Source organism: Burkholderia sp. CCA53 (assembly GCF_001685525.1).
GTDB classification, from domain to species: Bacteria; Pseudomonadota; Gammaproteobacteria; order Burkholderiales; family Burkholderiaceae; genus Burkholderia; species Burkholderia multivorans.
On the sequence record NZ_BDDJ01000001.1, the window covers coordinates 1914909 to 1933415 of the forward strand.

At 67.9% G+C, this 18507-nt stretch carries 16 protein-coding genes; 2 read left to right on the forward strand and 14 right to left on the reverse strand.

From position 1 onward, the window contains the following. Positions 1-67 precede the first annotated feature (67 nt). The 9 genes from bioB to aceK all read right to left on the reverse strand — a co-directional run bounded on the left by bioB (position 68) and on the right by aceK (position 10151). The gene (bioB, locus tag BCR55_RS08920) at positions 68-1087 is read right to left on the reverse strand and encodes a biotin synthase BioB (protein WP_006407107.1); all 1020 of its coding nucleotides are present in this window, start codon (positions 1085-1087) and stop codon (positions 68-70) included. A 40-nt stretch (positions 1088-1127) separates the two neighbouring features. Next, on the reverse strand, positions 1128-1847 hold the full coding sequence (gene bioD / locus BCR55_RS08925) for a dethiobiotin synthase (RefSeq protein WP_053296774.1): 720 nt from the start codon (positions 1845-1847) through the stop codon (positions 1128-1130). Beyond that, on the reverse strand, positions 1844-3028 hold the full coding sequence (bioF, locus tag BCR55_RS08930) for an 8-amino-7-oxononanoate synthase (protein WP_053296775.1): 1185 nt from the start codon (positions 3026-3028) through the stop codon (positions 1844-1846). Before bioF ends, bioD begins: the two co-directional genes overlap by 4 nt. Continuing rightward, positions 3025-4371, reverse strand: coding sequence for an adenosylmethionine--8-amino-7-oxononanoate transaminase (bioA, locus tag BCR55_RS08935; protein WP_065494482.1), 1347 nt, complete (start codon positions 4369-4371; stop codon positions 3025-3027). The genes bioF and bioA overlap by 4 nt, the downstream gene beginning before the upstream one ends. 514 nt (positions 4372-4885) lie before the next feature. Further along, positions 4886-6157 (reverse strand): dienelactone hydrolase family protein, encoded by a 1272-nt coding sequence (locus BCR55_RS08940; RefSeq protein ID WP_053296777.1) that lies wholly within the window; start codon positions 6155-6157, stop codon positions 4886-4888. A gap of 106 nt (positions 6158-6263) precedes the next feature. Continuing rightward, positions 6264-6701 (reverse strand): YchJ family protein, encoded by a 438-nt coding sequence (locus tag BCR55_RS08945; RefSeq protein ID WP_053296778.1) that lies wholly within the window; start codon positions 6699-6701, stop codon positions 6264-6266. Between the two features lie 39 nt (positions 6702-6740). Beyond that, entirely contained in the window at positions 6741-7418 is a 678-nt protein-coding gene (locus BCR55_RS08950) for an SDR family oxidoreductase (RefSeq protein ID WP_053296779.1), read from the reverse strand. Positions 7419-7512: 94 nt separating this feature from the next. Then, complete coding sequence (can, locus tag BCR55_RS08955) at positions 7513-8280, reverse strand: carbonate dehydratase (RefSeq protein ID WP_035488935.1); 768 nt, start codon at positions 8278-8280, stop codon at positions 7513-7515. Positions 8281-8333: 53 nt separating this feature from the next. Continuing rightward, positions 8334-10151 (reverse strand): bifunctional isocitrate dehydrogenase kinase/phosphatase, encoded by a 1818-nt coding sequence (gene aceK, locus BCR55_RS08960; protein ID WP_012212617.1) that lies wholly within the window; start codon positions 10149-10151, stop codon positions 8334-8336. A 315-nt stretch (positions 10152-10466) separates the two neighbouring features. Between aceK and BCR55_RS08965 the strand changes: the two genes are divergently transcribed. Next, positions 10467-11546 carry an MBL fold metallo-hydrolase gene (locus BCR55_RS08965; protein ID WP_006410863.1) on the forward strand — a complete coding sequence of 360 codons (1080 nt, stop codon included), beginning with the start codon at positions 10467-10469 and terminating at the stop codon, positions 11544-11546. An 82-nt stretch (positions 11547-11628) separates the two neighbouring features. Here the strand turns inward: BCR55_RS08965 and BCR55_RS08970 are convergent, their stop codons facing one another. The 5 genes from BCR55_RS08970 to argS form a co-directional block, all read right to left on the reverse strand. Continuing rightward, positions 11629-13224, reverse strand: a complete 1596-nt coding sequence (locus BCR55_RS08970) for an ABC transporter substrate-binding protein (RefSeq protein ID WP_006407097.1) — start codon at positions 13222-13224, stop codon at positions 11629-11631. A 391-nt stretch (positions 13225-13615) separates the two neighbouring features. Then, entirely contained in the window at positions 13616-14389 is a 774-nt protein-coding gene (locus tag BCR55_RS08975; RefSeq protein WP_006407096.1) for an SDR family oxidoreductase, read from the reverse strand. Positions 14390-14408: 19 nt separating this feature from the next. Next, a complete protein-coding gene (locus tag BCR55_RS08980) occupies positions 14409-15047 on the reverse strand; it encodes a thiol:disulfide interchange protein DsbA/DsbL (RefSeq protein ID WP_006398112.1) in 639 nt (212 codons plus the stop codon). 69 nt (positions 15048-15116) lie between these two features. Then, the gene (locus BCR55_RS08985; RefSeq protein ID WP_035488825.1) at positions 15117-16001 is read right to left on the reverse strand and encodes an SPOR domain-containing protein; all 885 of its coding nucleotides are present in this window, start codon (positions 15999-16001) and stop codon (positions 15117-15119) included. Positions 16002-16139: 138 nt separating this feature from the next. Beyond that, positions 16140-17936, reverse strand: coding sequence for an arginine--tRNA ligase (argS, locus tag BCR55_RS08990; RefSeq protein ID WP_006407094.1), 1797 nt, complete (start codon positions 17934-17936; stop codon positions 16140-16142). A gap of 201 nt (positions 17937-18137) precedes the next feature. Here argS and BCR55_RS08995 point away from each other — a divergent pair, with 201 nt between their 5' ends. Then, positions 18138-18461: a DUF1840 domain-containing protein gene (locus BCR55_RS08995; RefSeq protein WP_006407093.1), complete on the forward strand. Its 324-nt coding sequence runs from the start codon at positions 18138-18140 to the stop codon at positions 18459-18461. Positions 18462-18507 lie beyond the last annotated feature (46 nt).

Genomic DNA, 18507 nt, shown 5'->3' on the forward strand with positions numbered 1-18507 from the left:
CAACGAAAAAGCCGGGACGCATCCCGGCTTTTTCATCGGGCGGGCGAACCCGCGGTGCGCGGCGCGCTTACGCGTCGGCCGACATCGCATCGGCCTCGCTCGCACGAATCCCGAGACGCTCGAACAGCGCGCGATCTTTCTGCGTCTGCGGGTTGCTCGTCGTGAGCAGCTGGTCGCCGTAGAACATCGAGTTCGCGCCGGCGAGGAAGCACAGCGCCTGCAGGCCGTCGTCGAGCTGTTCGCGGCCGGCCGACAGTCGCACGACCGCCTTCGGCATCGTGATGCGCGCCACCGCGATCGTGCGCACGAATTCGAACGGATCGAGCGGCGCGGTGCCGGCGAGCGGCGTGCCTTCGATCGCGACCAGATTGTTGATCGGCACCGATTCCGGATACGGATTCAGGTTCGCGAGCTGCGAGATCAGCCCCGCACGTTCGCGGCGCGATTCGCCCATTCCGATGATGCCGCCGCAGCACACGTTGATCCCCGCGTCGCGCACGCGGTCGAGCGTGTCGAGGCGGTCCTGGTACGTGCGCGTCGAGATCACCTGCCCGTAGAACTCCGGCGACGTGTCGAGGTTGTGGTTGTAGTAGTCGAGGCCCGCGTCGGCGAGCTGCTTCGCCTGCTCGTCCTCGAGCATCCCGAGCGTCATGCAGGTCTCGAGGCCGAGCGCCTTCACGCCGCGCACCATCTCGGTCAGCGCAGGCATGTGGCGCTCCTTCGGGTTGCGCCATGCGGCGCCCATGCAGAAGCGGCTCGCGCCGTTCGCCTTCGCGGCGCGCGCGGCGTCGAGCACCGCGTCGACGTCCATCAGCTTCTCGGCCTTCAGGCCCGTGTCGTGGTGCGCGGACTGCGAGCAATAGCCGCAGTCTTCCTCGCAGCCGCCGGTCTTGATCGACAACAGCGTCGACAGCTGCACGGCATTCGCGTCGAAGTGCTCGCGATGCACCTGCTGCGCACGGAAGATCAGATCGTTGAACGGCAGCTCGAACAGCGCGACGACGTCGGCGACGCGCCAGCGCTGCGGCGACGGCGCTGCCACGGGAATCGCGTCGGGTTGCGCGGCGGCGGTCTGGGCTTGGGTCATTTCGTTTTCCTGTCCTGACTGGAGGGGTGAGATCGGGGAGTCAACGCTGCGCGGCGCGCAGCGTGTCGACGAGCGCGGCGATGTCGAGCGTCGCCGCGGCGGATTCGGGGTCGGCCGGCGCCATGTGGGCGATGCGGCCGAGCAGCGGTGCGCGATGCTCGCGCGCGAGCCAGTCGCGAATCGTCGCGACGTTCTCGTCGGCGTAAGTCATCGCCGGATCGACGTGGTTCGCGACCCAGCCGGCAAGCGTGAGCCCGCGCGCCGCGATCGCGTCGGCCGTCAGCAGCGCATGGCTGATGCAGCCGAGCCGCATGCCGACCACGAGCACGACCGGCAGGCCGAGCGCGACCGCGAGATCGGCGGTGTCCTGCGTGTCGTTCAGCGGCACGCGAAAGCCGCCGACGCCTTCGACGACGACGATGTCCGCACGCGTCAGCGCGTCGCGATGGCACGCGACGATCGTGTCGATGTCGAGCGTCACGTGCTCGTGCGCGGCGACGATGTGCGGTGCGGCAGGCGCCTTCAGCAGGAACGGCGTGCGCAGCTCGGGCGGCAGCACGACATTCGCGGCCGCATCGAGCTGATCGGCGTCTTCGTTGCGCCACACGCCGTCGCGCTCATAGGCGCCGGCCGCGACCGGCTTCATCGCGGCCGCGCGTAGCCCGTGCCGCGCGAAGCCGTGCAGCAGCGCGGCCGACACGAAAGTCTTGCCGATCTCGGTGTCGGTGCCCGTGACGAACAGCGAAAGCGGTGTGCTCATGCGGCCTCCTCGCTTGCACGCAGCAGCGCGGTTTCGAGCCGCGCGAGATCGTCGAACGAATGCGCGGCCGACAGCGAGATGCGCAGCCGCGAGGTGCCGGCCGGCACCGTCGGCGGGCGGATCGCGGGCACCCACAGGCCGTGCGCGTCGAGCGCACGCATCGCGGCGAGCGTCGCCTCGTTGCTGCCGATCACGAGCGGCTGCACGGCCGTGTGCGAGTCGACCGGCTGCCAGCGCGTGCGGCGCAGCAGGGCGCGCGTGCGTTCGATCAGTGCGGCGAGGTGCGCGCGCCGCGCATCGCCTTCGTCGCCGGCGATCACCTTCAGGCTCGCCGACACCGCATGCGCGACGGCCGGCGGTGCGGCCGTCGTGAAGATGTAGCTGCGCGCGCGCTGGATCAGCCACTCGATCACCGTCTCGTGCGCGACGACGAATGCGCCCGCGACGCCGGCCGCCTTGCCGAGCGTGCCGACATAGACGAGATGCGGCGAACGCAGCGCGGCCGCCGCGAGCGCGCCGCGGCCTTGCGGGCCGAGCACGCCGAAGCCGTGCGCGTCGTCGACGACGAGCCATGCGCCGTGGCGTTCGGCAAGCGCGAGGAGTTCGGCGAGCGGCGCGATGTCGCCGTCCATGCTGAACACCGTATCGGTGACGATCAGCTTCGTCTGCGACGTGCACGCCTCGAGCAACGCGCCGAGCGCGGCCGTATCGGCATGCGGATAGACCTGCACGGTGGCGCGCGACAGCCGCGTGCCGTCGATCAGCGACGCGTGGTTCAGCGCGTCGGAGAAGATCGTCGCGTCCTTGCCGGCGAGCGCGGTGACCGCCGCGAGGTTCGCCATGTAGCCGGTGCTGAAGTACAGCGCGCGCGGCGCGTCGGAGAAGCCGCCCGCGAAGCCCGCGAGTTCGTCCTCGAGCTTCGCGTGCGCGCGCGAGTGACCGCCGAGCAGATGCGAGCCGCCGCTGCCGGAGCCGTAGCGCTGCGCGCCTTCGGCGAACGCGGCGACGAGCGCCGGATGCGCGGCGAGGCCGAGGTAGTCGTTGCTCGCAAACCCGACGATCTCGCGGCCGTTCACGATCATGTGCGCGTCGCAGGCGCTGTCGGCCGTGCGGCGCACACGGCGCAGCCCTTGCGCATCGAGATCGGCGAGGCCGCGCTGCAGCGTATCGAGCAGGTTCATCGTGCACTCTCCGCGAGCGTGGCCTCGAGCGTGTCGCGCGTGCGCTGCGCGAGCCAGGCGATGTCGTCGTCGCTCATCACGTACGGCGGCATCAGGTAGACGGTCGTGCCGATCGGCCGCAGCAGCAGTTCGCGCTCGAGTGCGCGCTCGAAGAAGCGCCGCGAGAAGCCGCGCGCCGCGTCGCCGTCGAGCGTGACGTCGAACGCGAACAGCGTGCCGCGCTCGCGCAGGTGGCGCACCTCCGGATGGGCGGCGAGCGGCGCGAGCGCGGCGCGCAGCGCGGCCGACTTGCGCGCGTTGCTCGCGAGCACGTCGTCGCGTGCAAACAGGTCGAGCGTCGCGACCGCCGCGCGGCATGCGAGCGGATTGCCGGTGTACGAGTGCGAGTGCAGGAAGCCGCGCGTCGTGTCGTCGTCGTAGAACGCGGCGAACACGTCGTCGCGCGTCAGCACGAGCGATAGCGGCAGATAGCCGCCGCTGATGCCTTTCGACAGGCACAGGAAGTCGGGCCACACGCCGGCCTGCTCGCACGCGAAGAACGTGCCGGTGCGACCGCAGCCAACCGCGATTTCGTCGGCGATCAGATGCACGTCGAATTCGTCGCAGAGCGCGCGCAGCCCGCGTACGTACGACGGATCGTGCATCGCCATCCCGGCCGCGCACTGCACGAGCGGCTCGACGATCAGCGCGGCGATTCGCTCGCCGCGTTCGATGAACAGGCGGCGCACGTCGGCGAGCGCGCGGCCCGCGACGTCGGCGGCCGTTTCGCCCGGCAGCGCGCCGCGCGCGTCGGGCGACGCGACGACGTGCGCGTGGCGGATCAGCGGATCGTACGCGTCCTTGAACAGCGCGACGTCGGTCACGCCGAGCGCGCCGATCGTTTCGCCGTGATAGCCGTTCGCGACGCACGCGAATTCGCGCTTATCGGCGCGGCCGCGGTTGCGCCACGCGTGAAAGCTCATCTTCAGCGCGATCTCGACGGCCGACGCGCCGTCCGATGCGAAGAACGCATGGCCGAGCGTGTTCGCAGTCAGCGCATGCAGTCGCTCGGCGAGCTCGATCGCGGGCTCGTGCGTGCAGCCGGCGAGCATCGCGTGTTCGAGCGTATCGAGCTGGTCCTTCAGTGCGGCGTTGATGTCGGGATTCGCATGGCCGAACAGATTGACCCACCACGAGCTGATCGCGTCGAAGTAGCGGCGCCCGTCGCGGTCGTACAGCCATACGCCCGCGCCGCGCGCGACGGGAACGAGCGGCAGGCGCTCGTGGTGCTTCATCTGGGTGCAGGGATGCCAGACCGCGCGCAGGCTGCGCGCGACCCAGTCGTCGGGGGCTGACGTACTCAAGGCGACTCCGGGAGTAAAACGGCGGCGCGCGGCATCGTCGGACGCGGCGCGCACACGGGGACAGCCATCGTGCGGCCGACGGCGCGCACGACACGAAAACGCGCAGAGATTAGCGTGTTCCGCGGCCCCTTGCACTAGCGGTTACAAACGCCGCAAAGCCTTGTGGGACGGGAGTTCGGCGCAGATCGGGACCGCTCGCGACGGTACGCTCGAGATCGCCCGAAATGGCCGCAGATGACGACGTTCGAGTGACACCGCCCGTCAGAAAAAAATCGTGGGTGGCGCGGTGCCGCGGCGTGCGGGAATAAGGGGAACGATTAGGAAACAGCGGTGGAAGCAGCGACGGTTATCGCGAGTGCGCGTCAAGCGACGGTGTGCGATCGAAGACGACGACGGTGAAGGCGACGACGCCGGACACGCGCGCGGCGCAGCACGGCGCGCCACGCCACGTACCGCGTACGCTGGCGCGCGCCGTCGAAAACGAAACGAAAGGGAAGGGGAAAGGAAGCGCGCGTCAGCGCGACGCGAGCGCGCGCGTATCGGCGCCGTGCGCGCCGGTATCGCCGTTGTCGGCCGTTTGCGTGTTCGCGTTCCATACGACGCGATCGTTCACCGCATACAGCCGGCACGGGCCGGCGCCCTGCTTGGCGCAGTTGTCGAGCGCGAGCGCCATCGGATCGTCGCCGCCTTCGGCCCACGACCATGCGCCTTCGGACGACACCGCGAACGCGCGGCTCGGATGCTGGTTCAGGAAGCGGCGATAGCCTTCGCGGCCCGCTTCGTCGACATAGGGCACCGCGTCGACGGCGTCGATCGACGCGTAGCCGGTCGCCTTCGGTTCATGCGGGCTCGCGACCGCATAGCGTACGGCGGTCGGCAGATTCAGTTCCGCGAGGAACGCATGCACGGCCGGCCACCAGACGGGCACGCCGTCGCGATCGACGATCAGCCGGTGCGCGTCGTCCTTGTAGCGGCCGAAATCGATGAACTGCGCCTGCGTGCCGTGCGCCACGTATGCATCGTGCATTTGCGACACGAGCGCGGGCGTCCACACCGAATCGTTGTCGCCGTACAGCCAGAGCGAACGCACGGCCGTGTGGGCGCCGTACTGATCGAACGCGTCGACGAGGTTCTTCTGCCAGCCGTCGCAGAGATCCTGGCGCAGCCCGCCGGAGAAGTTGATGATGCCGCGCACACCGGGCGCCGCTTCGGTGCCGTACGCGACCGACACGAGGCCGCCGTGCGACGTGCCCGCGACGACGATGCGCGATGCGTCGACGTACGACTGCTGCGACATGTAGCGGATCGTCGCGGCGACGTCGGCGGCCTGCGCGAGGCCGTTTTTCTCGACGTTGCAGCCTTCCTGCCGATAGGTGCCGCCGGAGCCGGCAAAGCCCTGGCGGTTCGGCGCGATCACCGCATAGCCGCGGCGCACGAATTCGCGCGCGAACGCGAGCGGGCGGCTGCGCGGCTGCTGATGGAGATCGCCGGTGTTCTTGCCGTGATTGAAGACGACGAGCGGGAACGGGCCGGGGCCGTCCGGCTTGAACAGCGTCGCTTCGAGCGTGACGGTGCCCGACGCGTCGGCCGGGATGCGCAGAATGCGCTCGTTGAGATCGGCCGCGACCTGCGGCAGGCCCGAGTCGCCGTAATCGAAGCGCTCGGCATGGGCGAGCGACTTGCCGGCCGCGCCCGCATCGGCATTTGCGTTCGGCAGCGTACCGGCCTGAGCGGCCGACAGCGCGCACGCCGCCATCCATCCCACCACTACCTTGCTGAACGCCATTCGTAAGCCCTGCCATGCAACAGACCCGATCGAAGGCCATCCTAGCCCGACAAATTCAGGTTGTGCAATGCAGGAATTACCCGGCGTCTGACACAGCAAGTATTTGTCAGCGCTCGCTTACATCGCCGTCGACATAGCGCCAGAAACCGTGTTCGTCGCGCGTGAAGCGGCTCGTCTCGTGCAGCCGGTACGCGCGGCCGCCCACCTTGTAGCGGGCCACGAATTCGACCTCGGCATGCGTTTCGTCGAGCGTCGCGTGGCGTTTGATCGCGAGCCCGAGCCAGCGCGGCGCGTCGGGCGCGTCGGGGTCGATGTCGAGATCCGGCGGGCAAGTGCGCGCGTCCCAGGTCGCGCGCAGGTAGTCGACGGCGCCGAGCACGTAGGCGGTATACCGCGAACGCATCAACTCGAGTGCGCTCGGCGCGGGCGCGCCGCCGTCGATGAAGCGGCCGCAGCAGTCCGCATAGCGCGGCGGCGTGGCTTTGCCGGACGTTGCGGGGGACGCGCCGCCGCACGGGCAGGCATCAGGTCGGTTCGGAATCATGCGTAACAGGAATTAACGACGAAGCGTTGTGAATGGCGCTCACCAGCTCAGCTCTACGCCGTCGTACTGGAAGAATCGGCCGTTCGACTGCGAGACGTCGGCGCCGGCCTCGGCAATGACGCGGCGCATGCCCGTCACGCTCGTCGCCGGATCGATTGCGGCCTGCGCGCCGCCCATGTCGGTGCGCACCCAGCCCGGGTGCAGCGAAATGCAGGCGGCATGGCGCGTCTGCAGCGACGCGATGCGCAGCACGTCGTTCAGTGCGGCCTTGCTCGCGCGATAGAGCCAGCCAGTCGTGCCGGTCGCCTCCGAGATGCTGCCCATCCGGCTCGACACGACGGCGAGTACGCCGCGCGCGTCCTCGACGAGCGGCAGCAGGATCGGCAGCAACTGCATCGGCCCGCGCACGTTCGTATGCATGACCGTATCGAAATCGTCGGAGGCGATCGTTTCGACGCCTTCGGTGCGCGGCCCGTAGATGCCCGATACGACGACGGCTACGTCGAGCCGTTCGCCGTCGAGCTGCCAGCCGAGCGCGGCGATCCGCTCGGGCTGCGTGATGTCGAGCGCATGCGCGTGCGCGCCGAGCGCGCGCAGCGCTGCGAGCGACGCGTCGTCGCGCGCGGTCGCGATCACGTTCCAGCCGTCGCGCCGGTATTGCCGGACGAACTCGCGGCCGAGGCCGCGCGATGCGCCGACGATCAGTACGGTTTTCATGTTCGCCGCTCCTTTTACGGTGCGATGCCGGCGCGTCGCGGGACGATCGCGGCGCGCGACGCGATGGGTGCGTCGCGACGCACGCGTTCGGCGCTCAGCAGTTGCCGTCGCCGTGCTTCAGCGTATCGGCGACCGACTGCGCGACCGCATCGAGCCGCGCGGCGTCGGCCGCGATGATGTCGTTGTCCGGCGCGTGTTCGCCGCGCGCGGTCAGCGACGCGACGCAGCGCCGATACGTCTCCTCGAGCGAATCGAAGTTCGACACGGCCATCCCGAGGTTGCGCATCCGGCCGTCGTGCACGCCGTACACGAGTGCATGCACGGTCAGCGACTGGCCGCGCGCCCATGCGTCGTTGACGATCGTCGTGCGGCAGACGTTGACGACCTGCTCGATCGCGTTCAGCTCGATCAGGCGGCGATAGCGCGCTTCGCCGACCGGCCATTCGTCGAGCAGCGCCGCGTGGCGCTCGCGCACGTCCTGCACGTGGTGCAGCCAGTTGTCGGCGAGGCCGACGCGGCGGTTGTGCAGGGCCGCGTTCACGCCCGAGCAGCCGTAGTGGCCGACCACCATGATGTGCTTCACGCGCAGGATGTCGACCGCGAACTGGATCACCGACAGGCAGTTCAGGTCGGTGTGAACGACGACGTTCGCGATGTTGCGGTGGACGAACACTTCGCCCGGCGGCAGGCCGATGATCTGGTTCGCCGGCACGCGCGAGTCGGAACAGCCGATCCACAGGTACTCCGGCGCCTGCTGATCGGCGAGGCGCGCGAAGAACTGCGGATCGTCGGCGAGTTGGCGCTTGACCCAGGCGTCGTTGTTGTCGAACAGGTGGGAGAGCGGGTGATCTTGGGTATTCATCGTGGTGGTGTCCGTCATCGTGAATCGTTCGATATCGGTTCGGGTGAAACACATCAGGCCGCACGCTGCGCGCCGCGCGCCGGCGCACGCTCGTCCGTCGCGCGAAAGCGCTCCGGATAGCGTACGCAGAAGCGCAGAGACGCATCGTACGGAAAGAAATCGGGCAGTTCGCCCTGCAGCAGCTTGTCCTTGCTCGCCTGCCACAGCGCCGGATCGAAGAAGTCGGCGTGATGCTTGAGGAACGCGGCGCGCACGCGCGGATCGCCGAGCAGGAACGGACCGTAGGTCTCCGGAAAGATATCGTGCGGGCCGACGGTATACCACGGTTCGCCGGACAGCTCGTCTTCTTCGTTGCGCGGCGGCGGCACGCGGCGCACGTTGCAGTCGGTCAGGTACTCGATCTCGTCGTAGTCGTAGAACACGACGCGGCCGTGGCGCGTGACGCCGAAATTCTTGTACAGCATGTCGCCGGGGAAGATGTTGGCCTTCATCAACTCCTTCACCGCGTTGCCGTATTCCTTCACGCCGTGCTCGACTTCCGCGTCGGTGCCGTTCTGCAAATAGAGGTTCAGCGGCGTCATCCGGCGCTCGATGTACAGATGCTTGATCACGAGATTGTCGCCCTCGTACTCGAGCAGCGACGGGACTTCCTTCTCGAGTTCGCGCACCAGCGCGTGATCGAGCCGCGCGAGCGGCAGCGCGACGCTCGAATATTCGAGCGTGTCGGCCATGCGTCCGAGCCGGTCGTGGCGCTTCACGAGCAGATACTTCTCCATGATCTGCCGGCGTGTCGTTTCCTTCGGCGGCGGGAAGTGATCCTTGATGATCTTGAACACGTACGGGAACGACGGCAGCGTGAACACGAGCATCACGAGGCCCTTGATCCCCGGCGCGACGATGAAGCGGTCGCTCGAATGCGACAGGTGATGCAGCAGGTCGCGGTAGAACAGGTTCTTGCCCTGCTTCTGCAGCCCGACCGACGTGTAGATCTCGGCCTTCGGCTTGCCGGGCATGATCGTGCAGAGGAAATCGACGTACGCGGACGGCACGTCCATGTCGACGAGGAAGTACGAGTGCGAGAAGCTGAAGATGATCTGCAGCAGGTCGCGGCGCAGCAGCACGGTGTCGAGCGCGAGCAGTCCGGGCCGCACGTGGCGGATCGGCACCGCGAACGGCAGCACGCGATCGGCGTTGATGATGCGGCCGACGATGTACGCGCTCTTGTTGCGGAAGAACAGCGACGACAGCACGTGGATCTGGAAATTCGGCGCTTCGTCGAAGCGGCCGAATTCGTCGTGGATCGCCTGCATCACGCACGCGATGTCGCGCGCGAGATCCTCGAACGGCGGCTCGAGCTGGAAGTTCGTGACGATCCGTTCGAGCGTGACCGCCAGCCCGTCGGTGCCCGGATAGTACGCGCGATACGTCGGCTTCGCGGCCGGCTCGTCGTTCTCGAGGTATTCGGTCGAGATCGCCGGGCGCACGAAGATGAAGTCGTTGTTGAAATACGACCGGTGCAGGATCTTGCAGCACACCGAATTGAAGAAGGTTTCCGCGCACTCGGGCTGGCGGTGCGACGTCAGCAGACCGATGTAATGGAGCTTGATCTGCTGCCAGACTTCGTCGTCGATGCTCTCAGCGTCGTATTCGTCCTGCAGCACCTCGACGCACTCCTGCACGCGCTCGTCGTACGACGTGATCCGCTCGCGCGCGAGCCGCTGCAGCCCATGCCAGTCGGCGCGCTCGAACAGCGCCTTCGCTTCGACGGCCGCTTCGCGGAAGATCCGGTAGTGGCGGTCGAAGTACTCGAGCATCGACTGTGCGACGTCGAAGCCGATCTGCGACGACAGCAGTTTGGGGAAGTGATTCATTGCGTGCAGGCTCGCTCAAAAGGGGCGGGGGACTGTTCGCTCCAGGCGCCATTTTAGCGCCCAAGTCGCCGTTTCCATGACACCCGGCGCGGCACGCCCGCGTGCGCGAATCGGCATGTTGGCGGCCGTTCGGCGCCGTTCGGAGCATCTTCGCGCAATGATGCCGCTACTGAGCCGATTCCGGCACGAACTTTTTTCGTGCGTCGGCGCCGCGCCCGCTACGGGTTTTGCGCCGCAGCGATAGAATCGACGCAACGCCCGCGGCGGCTTGGCCGTCCGCGCTTCGCACCGACATAACGACGAGACGCCCCACCGATGAACGCACTGGAACACCAACTCGACTATCCGTTCGCCGACACGCTGCCCGCTGCGGGCGACACGTTCGAGGTCGCGCCCGGCGTACGCTGGCTACGCATGCCGCTGCCGTTTTCGCTCGATCACATCAACCTGTGGCTGCTGCGTGACGAGATCGACGGGCAGGCGGGCTGGACCGTGGTCGACTGCGGGATCGCATCGGACGCGATCCGCACGCATTGGGAACAGATCTTCGACGCGCACCTCGACGGCCTGCCGGTGCTGCGCGTGATCGTCACGCACTGCCATCCCGATCACTTCGGTCTCGCGAACTGGCTCTGCGAAGGCGGCGACAAGCGGCGCTGGAACGTGCGGCTATGGATGACGCTCGGCGAATACATGTTCGGCTGCCTGATGGCGGCCGGCAACGGATCGAACGCAGGCGGCGCGGCTGCGGCCGACCATTTCGCGCGCCACGGGCTGACGGACGCCGCGTCGCTCGACAAGCTGCGCAACCGCCGCAGCTATTACTCGGACCTCGTGCCGGCCGTGCCGCCGCGCTACCGGCGCCTGCGCGACGGCGACGCCGTGACGATCGGCACGCGCACGTGGCGCGTCGTGACCGGCTACGGCCATTCGCCTGAACATTGCGCGCTGCACAGCGAAGCGGACGGCGTGCTGATTTCGGGCGACATGGTGCTGCCGCGGATCTCGACGAACGTGTCGGTGTTCGATCTGGAGCCGGAAGCGAACCCGCTCGCGCTCTATCTGCAGTCGCTCGGCCGCTACGAGACGATGGCGCCCGACACGCTCGTGCTGCCGTCGCACGGCAAGCCGTTTCGCGGCGTGCGCACGCGCATCGCGCAGCTGCGCGCGCATCACGACGCGCGGCTCGACGAAGTGCGCGTCGCGTGCGCGGAACGGCCGATGAGCGCGGCCGACATCGTGCCGATCATGTTCCGCCGCCGCGAGCTCGATATCCATCAGATGACGTTCGCGCTCGGCGAAGCGATCGCCCATCTGAACCTGCTGTGGCTGGCCGGCGAACTCGTACGCGAGCAGGGCGACGACGGCGTGCTGCGGTTCCGCATCGCGCGCTGAGCGCGCGCGCTTCTCGCCTCACGCGTGCACGGGCTGCATCGCGCCGCAGCGGCGCGAGCCGCTGCCCGCGCGTGCCGCGGCGTTACTGCACCGCGACCGTCGCGAAGTTCTGCCGTCCGAACGGACTCACGCGATAGCCGCTGACGTTCGCGCGCGTGAGGGCGGCGGCGGTCGGATAGCCGAGGGGAATCCACAGCGCCTGGTCGTGAATGATCTTCTGCGCGGATTCGTACAGTTTCGTGCGCTTGCCCTGATCGGCCGTCGCCTTGCCCTCGGCGATCAGCTTGTCGAGCTGCGCATCGCAGAAGCGCGCGAAGTTGATGCCCGACTTCACCGCGTTGCAGCTGAACAGCGGCGTCAGATAGTTGTCCGGATCGCCGTTGTCGCCGGCCCAGCCCATGAACAGCATGTCATGCTGGCCGAGCTTCGCCTGCTTGATCAGCTCACCCCATTCGATGACCTTCACGTCGGCCTTCACGCCGATCTTCGCGAGGTCGGCCTGCAGCAGCTCGGCGCCCGCCTTCGGGTTCGGGTTCAGCACGCTGCCGGTCGGACGCGTCCAGATCGTCGTCGAGAAGCCGTTCGGGAAGCCGGCCTGCGCGAGCAGCTGCTTCGCCTTCGCCGGATCGTACGGATACGGCGCGACGTCCTTCGCGTAGCTCCACGTGTTCGGCGGATACGGGTTGTTGGCGGCCGTCGCGGTGTTGTCGAACACGACCTTCAGGTAGGTCGCGCGATCGAACGCGAGGTTCAGCGCTTCGCGCACCTTCGCGTTGTCGAGCGGCTTCTTCTGCGTGTTCAGCGCGACGAACGCCGTCATGAACGCGGGCGTCTGCACGACCTTCAGCGCGCTTTCGCCCTTCGCGGCAAGTACGTCCTGCGGCTTCGGCGACAGCGCGATCTGGCATTCGCCGGCCTTCAGCTTCTGCAGGCGAACCGACGGATCGGGCGTGATCGCGTAAATCAGCCGGTCGACCTTCGGCTTTGCGCCCCAGTACGACGGATTCACGTCGTAGCGGATCAGCGCGTCCTTCGTGTAGCTCTTCAGCACGAACGGGCCGGTGCCGATCGGCTTCGCGTTCAGGTCGACCTGCTTGCCGGCCTTCAGCAGCTGGTCCGCGTATTCGGCCGAGTAGATCGACGCGAAGCCCATCGTCAGGATCGGCACGAAGGTCGCGTTCGGTTCGTTCAGCACGAACTTCACCGTGAGATCGTCGACCTTCGAGACCGACTTCACGAGCTTCGCGAGCCCCATCGACTGCGCGTGCGGGAAGCCGCTCGCGCCGGCGACCTTGTGCCACGGATTCGCGTCGTCGAGCATCCGGCTGAACGTGAACACGACATCGTCGGCGTTGAGCGGGCGGCTCGGCTTGAAGTAGTCGGTCGTCTGGAACGCAACGTTCGGACGCAGATGGAACGTGTACGTGAGGCCGTCCGCGCTCGCTTCCCACTTGTCGGCGAGCGCCGGCGCGACCTTCTTCGCGGCTTCGTCGTACGACACGAGCGTGTTGAAGATCACGTCGGCCGACGCATTGGTCGTGACGAGCGAGTTGTACTGGACGACGTCGAAGCCGTCCGGGCTCGACTCGGTGCAGACGGTGAGCGGCTTGGCCGCGACGAGGCCGGGGGCGGCGAGTGCGGCGGCGACGGCGGCCGCGGCGAACAGCTTGACCTGCATGGAATCTCCCTCGTGACTTGTGCGTTCTGCGGATGACGAATGGCCGGCGCGCGATCACGGCGGCGGGCCGGCGCGGCTGCCGGATAGCATACCGTCAAAGCGCGCGCGGCGTGAAAAAAGGCGACCGAACGCGGCGAATTGGCGGGAATACGGCTGCGTTGGCGCCGGAACGGCTGCCGGGGCGGCGAAAGAGCGGTGGGTAGCGGTGCGGACAGCGGAGCGAGTAGCGGCGGTGCAGGGCCGTTGCGAACAGCGGAAAAGCGATCACACGGCAGTGCGACGAGATGCGATTCGGCAGGAGGAGCGCAAGCGTGAGAGGGCAACACCGCCATTGCACGCCCGCGTTCGACGCGCGTTGGTCGACGGCGCGCACGCCGAGCGGCGGGGAAAGTCAGTGCGCGCGGGCTCTCGGCTTGCGCGGCGCCTTTTCGAACAGACGGTCGTACAGCCAGCGCGGCAGCACGTGCAGCACCTTCGCGACGACGCCCATCTGCCACGGAATCACGCGGAACGCGTGCTTGCGCGCGATCGCGCGGGCCGCTTGGGCGGCGAACCGGTCGGCGTCCATCAGGAACGGCATCGGGTAAGGGTTGTGCTCGGTCATTGGCGTGCGGATGTAGCCGGGCGCGATCGTCACGACCGCGACACCGGCCGGGCGCAGTTCCACGCGTAGTGCCTCGAGATACTTGATCGCCGCCGATTTCGACGCGCTGTACGCACCGGAGCCGGGCAGCCCGCGCACGCCGGCAACGCTCGCGACGCCGACCAGCGTGCCGTGGCGCGCGGCCGTCATCGGACCGACGAACGGCTCGAACGTCGCGACCATGCCGTAGTAGTTGATGTCCATCACGTCGCGGAACGCGGCGAGATCGCCCTGGCCCGTCACCGCGCCCTGGCTGATGCCGGCGTTCGCGATCACGACGTCCGGGCAGCCGTGCGCGGCGATGAACGACGCGGCCGCGGCGGCGAGCGCGTCGGCATCGCGCACGTCGGCGCGGTAGACGGAAACGGAGAGCTTCGGAAAGCGTCGCGCGAACGCATCGAGTGCGTCGGTGCGTCGCGCGACGAGGGCGAGGACGGCGCCCTGGCGGGCGTATTCCTCGGCCATCGCGAGGCCGAGGCCGCTCGACGCGCCGGTGATGAAGACCTTCAGCGGAGTAGTCATGCCGGCGCGCGGGCGGGGATCAGAGTTTCTTGTCCTGAACCTGCTTCACGAGGAAGTCGAGCACCTGCGCGGTACCCGGGATGCTGTTCGTGTAGGCGGGGCCCGTCTTGTACTTGCCCTGGACGACGATCGTCGGCACGCCGTCGATCGCGTAGTTCTTCAGCAGCTCGGCCGACTGCTTGACCTGGCCTTGCACGCTGAACGAGTTGTACGCATCCATGAACTGCTTCTTGTCGACGCCCTGCGTCGCGAGGAAGTCGGCCTGTGCCTGCGGCGTCAGCAGATAGTTCTTCTGCTTGTGGATCGCGTTGAAGATCGCCGGCGTGACCTTCTCGGCGATGCCGAGCGCGGACACCGCGTAATAGAGCCGCGAGTGCGGCACGAAATCGTCGCGGAACGCGACCGGCACGCGCTTGAACTCGATGTTGCCGCCTTGCTTCTTCACCCACGCTTCGATCGTCGGCTCGAACTCGTAGCAGTGCGGGCAGCCGTACCAGAAGAACTCGATCACTTCGACCTTGCCGGCCGGCGCGGACACCGGCTGCGGCGACTTCATCACCTCGAAGTCCTTGCCGGCGACGGGCGCCGCCGGCGACGCCTGCGCGAAGCCGGCCGCGAGGCCCAGGGACAGAAGAAGCGTGCTAAGCAGTTTTTTCATGTTGTGTACGTCGAATCGGTTGTTCGGGTTACGAAACGTAACGGGTTCTGCGTGGGCGCGGCCGGATGCTTACTGCTTCGTGAAACGGATCACTGCCGTGTCGACACCAGCGTCGGACAGGCGCTGACGGGCCGAGTTCATATCCTCGAACTTCGAGAACGGGCCGACACGCACGCGGAAATACGTGACGCCGCTCACGTCGCGCTTCGACACCTTCGATTCGAAGCCCTGGAAGCCGAGACGCGCACGCTGCTGCTCGGCGTCGCTTTCGGTCTTGTAAGCGCCGACCTGCAGGAAGTAGCCCGTGTTCGCATCGTTCGCGGTCGGCGGCTTCGCCGCAGCGGTGGTCGACGAGGTCGACGAGGTCGGCGACGTCGGCTTCGCCGTGTTCGCCGCCTGCTGTTGCTGCTGCTGTTGCTTCTGCGCGGCGGCCTGCTGCTGCGCCTGCTTTTGTGCGGCGAAACGTCCGAGGTCGTCGTCGGCCGCGGGCGGCTGCGGCTTCTTCGGCGGCGGATTGTCGGCGGTCTTCGGCGGGACCGCGACACCGTTGTTCGACCCGTTGTTCGACGCCGTCGTGCCGCTCGAACCGGTGCTGCCGGTGTTGCCCGACGGCGGCACTTCGACGATCTGCGGCTCGGGCAGCAACCCGCCTTGCGTCTGGTTCGCGGCCTGGCCCGGCGCGGTGTTCGGCGGTGCCGGCTGCGCGGCTTGCGGCACCGGCTGGCCGGGCGTCTTGCCTTGCAGCGCGCGGTTCGGATCGAACGGCTGCGCCTGGCTCGCGCCGTTGTCGGCGGGCGGCGGCGCGACCTTCGACACGAACGGCGACGGCGAACGCGTGATATAGAGCGCCACCACCACGGCGATCGCGAGGCCGACGATCAGGCCCAGCACGATGCCCAGAAATGTTCCTCCGGCTTGTTTCGATTGCTTCGACGTGCGGCGTGGTTGTGCCATTGCTTGAGTCACCTGCAAAAAGAATCGTGAAAAGGTCGCGGCACGCACACCTGCGCACGCGTGCCTGCCGGAGGCACGCATGCGGCGCGTGCGCGCCGCGGGCGCTGCCGCGGCCGTTCGCCGGCCGCGTCGGGCCGCTTACATCTTGGCGGGCGCGGACACGCCGAGCATCGCCAGCCCGTTCTCGAGCACCTGCCGCGTGGCCGCGAGCAGCGCGGCGCGCGCGTTGCGCGGCGCTTCGTCGTCGACCAGCACGCGCTCCGCATTGTAGAACGAGTGGAATTCGCCAGCGAGATCGCGCAGGTAGAACGCGACCGCATGCGGCGCGAGCTCGTTCGCCGCGTGCGTGAGCATGTCCGGATACTCGGCGAGCTTCTGCATCAGCGACGCGGCCTGCGGGCTCGTGAGCTGCGACAGGTCCGCCTGCGGCAGTTGCGCGAGCTCGCCGTTGTAGCGCGACTTCCACTCGTTGAGCACCGAGCAGATCCGCGCATGCGCGTACTGCACGTAGTAGACCGGGTTTTCGTCGTTCTGTTTCAGCGCGAGATCGATGTCGAACACGAACTCGGTATCGGCCTTGCGCGAGATCAGGAAGAAGCGCACCGCGTCGCGGCCGCGCGTGATGGTCGCTTCGTCGATCAGATCGGGCGCCGCCTCCTGGCCCGGCGCCGCGCCGCCCGACCATTCGATCAGGTCGCGCACCGTCACGTAGCTGCCCGCGCGCTTCGAGATCTTCACTTCCTGGCCGTCGCGCATCACGGTGACCATCTTGTGCAGCACGTAGTCGGGGTAGCCCTTCGGGATGCCGATGTGCAGCCCCTGCAGGCCGGCGCGCACGCGCGCGATCGTGCCGTGGTGGTCGGAGCCCTGGATGTTGATGACCTTCGTGAAGCCGCGCTCCCACTTCGTCACGTGATACGCGACGTCCGGCACGAAGTACGTATACGTGCCGTCGGACTTGCGCATCACGCGGTCCTTGTCGTCGCCTTCGTCGGTCGTGCGCAGCCACAGCGCGCCGTCCTGCTCGTAGGTCATGCCGGCCTTGATCAGCGCGTCGACCGTCTTCTCGACGCGGCCCTCGCTGTACAGCGACGATTCGAGATAGTACTGGTCGAACTTCACGCCGAACGCCTGCAGATCCATGTCCTGCTCGCGGCGCAGATACGCGACCGCAAACTTGCGGATCGCGTCGAGATCGTCGACGTCGCCGGCGCCCTTCACGGGCTCGCCGTCCTTCGCGGCGACCGTCTCGCCGTTCATGTAGTCGCGCGCGATGTCGGCGATGTATTCGCCGTTGTAGGCGGCTTCCGGCCAGCCGGCGTCGCCGGGCTTCAGCCCGCGCGCACGCGCCTGCGTCGAGATCGCGAGGTTGCCGATCTGCGCGCCCGCGTCGTTGTAGTAGAACTCGCGGTGCACCGCATAGCCCTGGCTCGCGATCACGTTCGCGAGCGCATCGCCGAGCGCTGCCTGACGGCCGTGGCCGACGTGCAGCGGGCCGGTCGGGTTCGCCGACACGAATTCGAGCAGCACGCGCTTGCCCTTTTCGCGATCCGACGTGCCGAACGCGCGGCCCTGCTCGAGCACCGCGCCGATCACGGCCTGCTTGGCCGCGGCGCTGAGCCGCAGGTTGATGAAGCCGGGACCGGCGATCTCGGCGCTCTCGACGAGGCCTTGCGCGCCCGGCTGCGCGGTCAACGCCGCGACGATTTTCTCGGCGAGCTGGCGCGGATTCGTGCCGAGCGGCTTCGCGAGCTGCATCGCGACGTTGCATGCGACGTCGCCGTGCGCGGCAACCTTCGGTCGCTCGAGCGTGATCGCGGGGGCGACGAACGCGACGCCGGCGTTTGCCGCGTCGGCGCCTTTCAGCGCGTGTGCGACCTGCTGAACGCTATCCGCGAGCAGGGCTTCGAGGGTCTGTTTTTGTGCTGGCAGCATGCTGATAGGAGGCTTCGTTGGTGGCGGACGGCCGGGCCGGCCCGCCGGCGCGCCGCAGCGGCGCGCGTTTCAGGGATCGCAGAATTTTAACAGGTGCTAATATGCCGCTCAGGCGCCCCGCGTCCGCGAGGCCGGACGCCGGTCTGCCGGCGTTCCGCAACGCGCGCCCCGCAGGCACAACAAGATGAAAAGGGAATTGTCATGATTACGTTCAAGAGCAAGGCGGCACAGGATCTCGACGTGCTGAAGGATTTCGCCGTGTATGTGCTGGGCCTCGTCGGCAAGCAACTCGGCGAACGCGGCGTGATTACGCACGACGAACTCGATCACGCGATCGCGAAGCTGGAAGACGCGGTCGCGCAGGCGAAGCAGGAGCGCGCCGAGCACGCCGGCCATTTCCATGAAGACGACGCCGACCACGCGCACCACGAAGTGCCGCCGAGCCTCGCGCAGCGCGTCGCGCCGTTCCTCGCGATGCTGCGCGAAGCGAAGGCCGCTCAGGCCGACGTGCACTGGGGCTTCTGAGCGCCACTGCGACCGCCGCCGTCCGCACGAGCCGCAACGAAGCAAA

Bases quoted from the DNA above. Each gene is read 5' to 3' on its own strand.
- bioB (WP_006407107.1), bottom strand. From the start codon at position 1,087: ATGACCCAAGCCCAGACCGCCGCCGCGCAACCCGACGCGATTCCCGTG.
- bioD (WP_053296774.1), bottom strand. From the start codon at position 1,847: ATGAGCACACCGCTTTCGCTGTTCGTCACGGGCACCGACACCGAGATC.
- bioF (WP_053296775.1), bottom strand. From the start codon at position 3,028: ATGAACCTGCTCGATACGCTGCAGCGCGGCCTCGCCGATCTCGATGCG.
- BCR55_RS08940 (WP_053296777.1), bottom strand. From the start codon at position 6,157: ATGGCGTTCAGCAAGGTAGTGGTGGGATGGATGGCGGCGTGCGCGCTG.
- BCR55_RS08945 (WP_053296778.1), bottom strand. From the start codon at position 6,701: ATGATTCCGAACCGACCTGATGCCTGCCCGTGCGGCGGCGCGTCCCCC.
- BCR55_RS08950 (WP_053296779.1), bottom strand. From the start codon at position 7,418: ATGAAAACCGTACTGATCGTCGGCGCATCGCGCGGCCTCGGCCGCGAG.
- can (WP_035488935.1), bottom strand. From the start codon at position 8,280: ATGAATACCCAAGATCACCCGCTCTCCCACCTGTTCGACAACAACGAC.
- aceK (WP_012212617.1), bottom strand. From the start codon at position 10,151: ATGAATCACTTCCCCAAACTGCTGTCGTCGCAGATCGGCTTCGACGTC.
- BCR55_RS08965 (WP_006410863.1), top strand. From the start codon at position 10,467: ATGAACGCACTGGAACACCAACTCGACTATCCGTTCGCCGACACGCTG.
- BCR55_RS08970 (WP_006407097.1), bottom strand. From the start codon at position 13,224: ATGCAGGTCAAGCTGTTCGCCGCGGCCGCCGTCGCCGCCGCACTCGCC.
- BCR55_RS08975 (WP_006407096.1), bottom strand. From the start codon at position 14,389: ATGACTACTCCGCTGAAGGTCTTCATCACCGGCGCGTCGAGCGGCCTC.
- BCR55_RS08980 (WP_006398112.1), bottom strand. From the start codon at position 15,047: ATGAAAAAACTGCTTAGCACGCTTCTTCTGTCCCTGGGCCTCGCGGCC.
- BCR55_RS08985 (WP_035488825.1), bottom strand. From the start codon at position 16,001: ATGGCACAACCACGCCGCACGTCGAAGCAATCGAAACAAGCCGGAGGA.
- argS (WP_006407094.1), bottom strand. From the start codon at position 17,936: ATGCTGCCAGCACAAAAACAGACCCTCGAAGCCCTGCTCGCGGATAGC.
- BCR55_RS08995 (WP_006407093.1), top strand. From the start codon at position 18,138: ATGATTACGTTCAAGAGCAAGGCGGCACAGGATCTCGACGTGCTGAAG.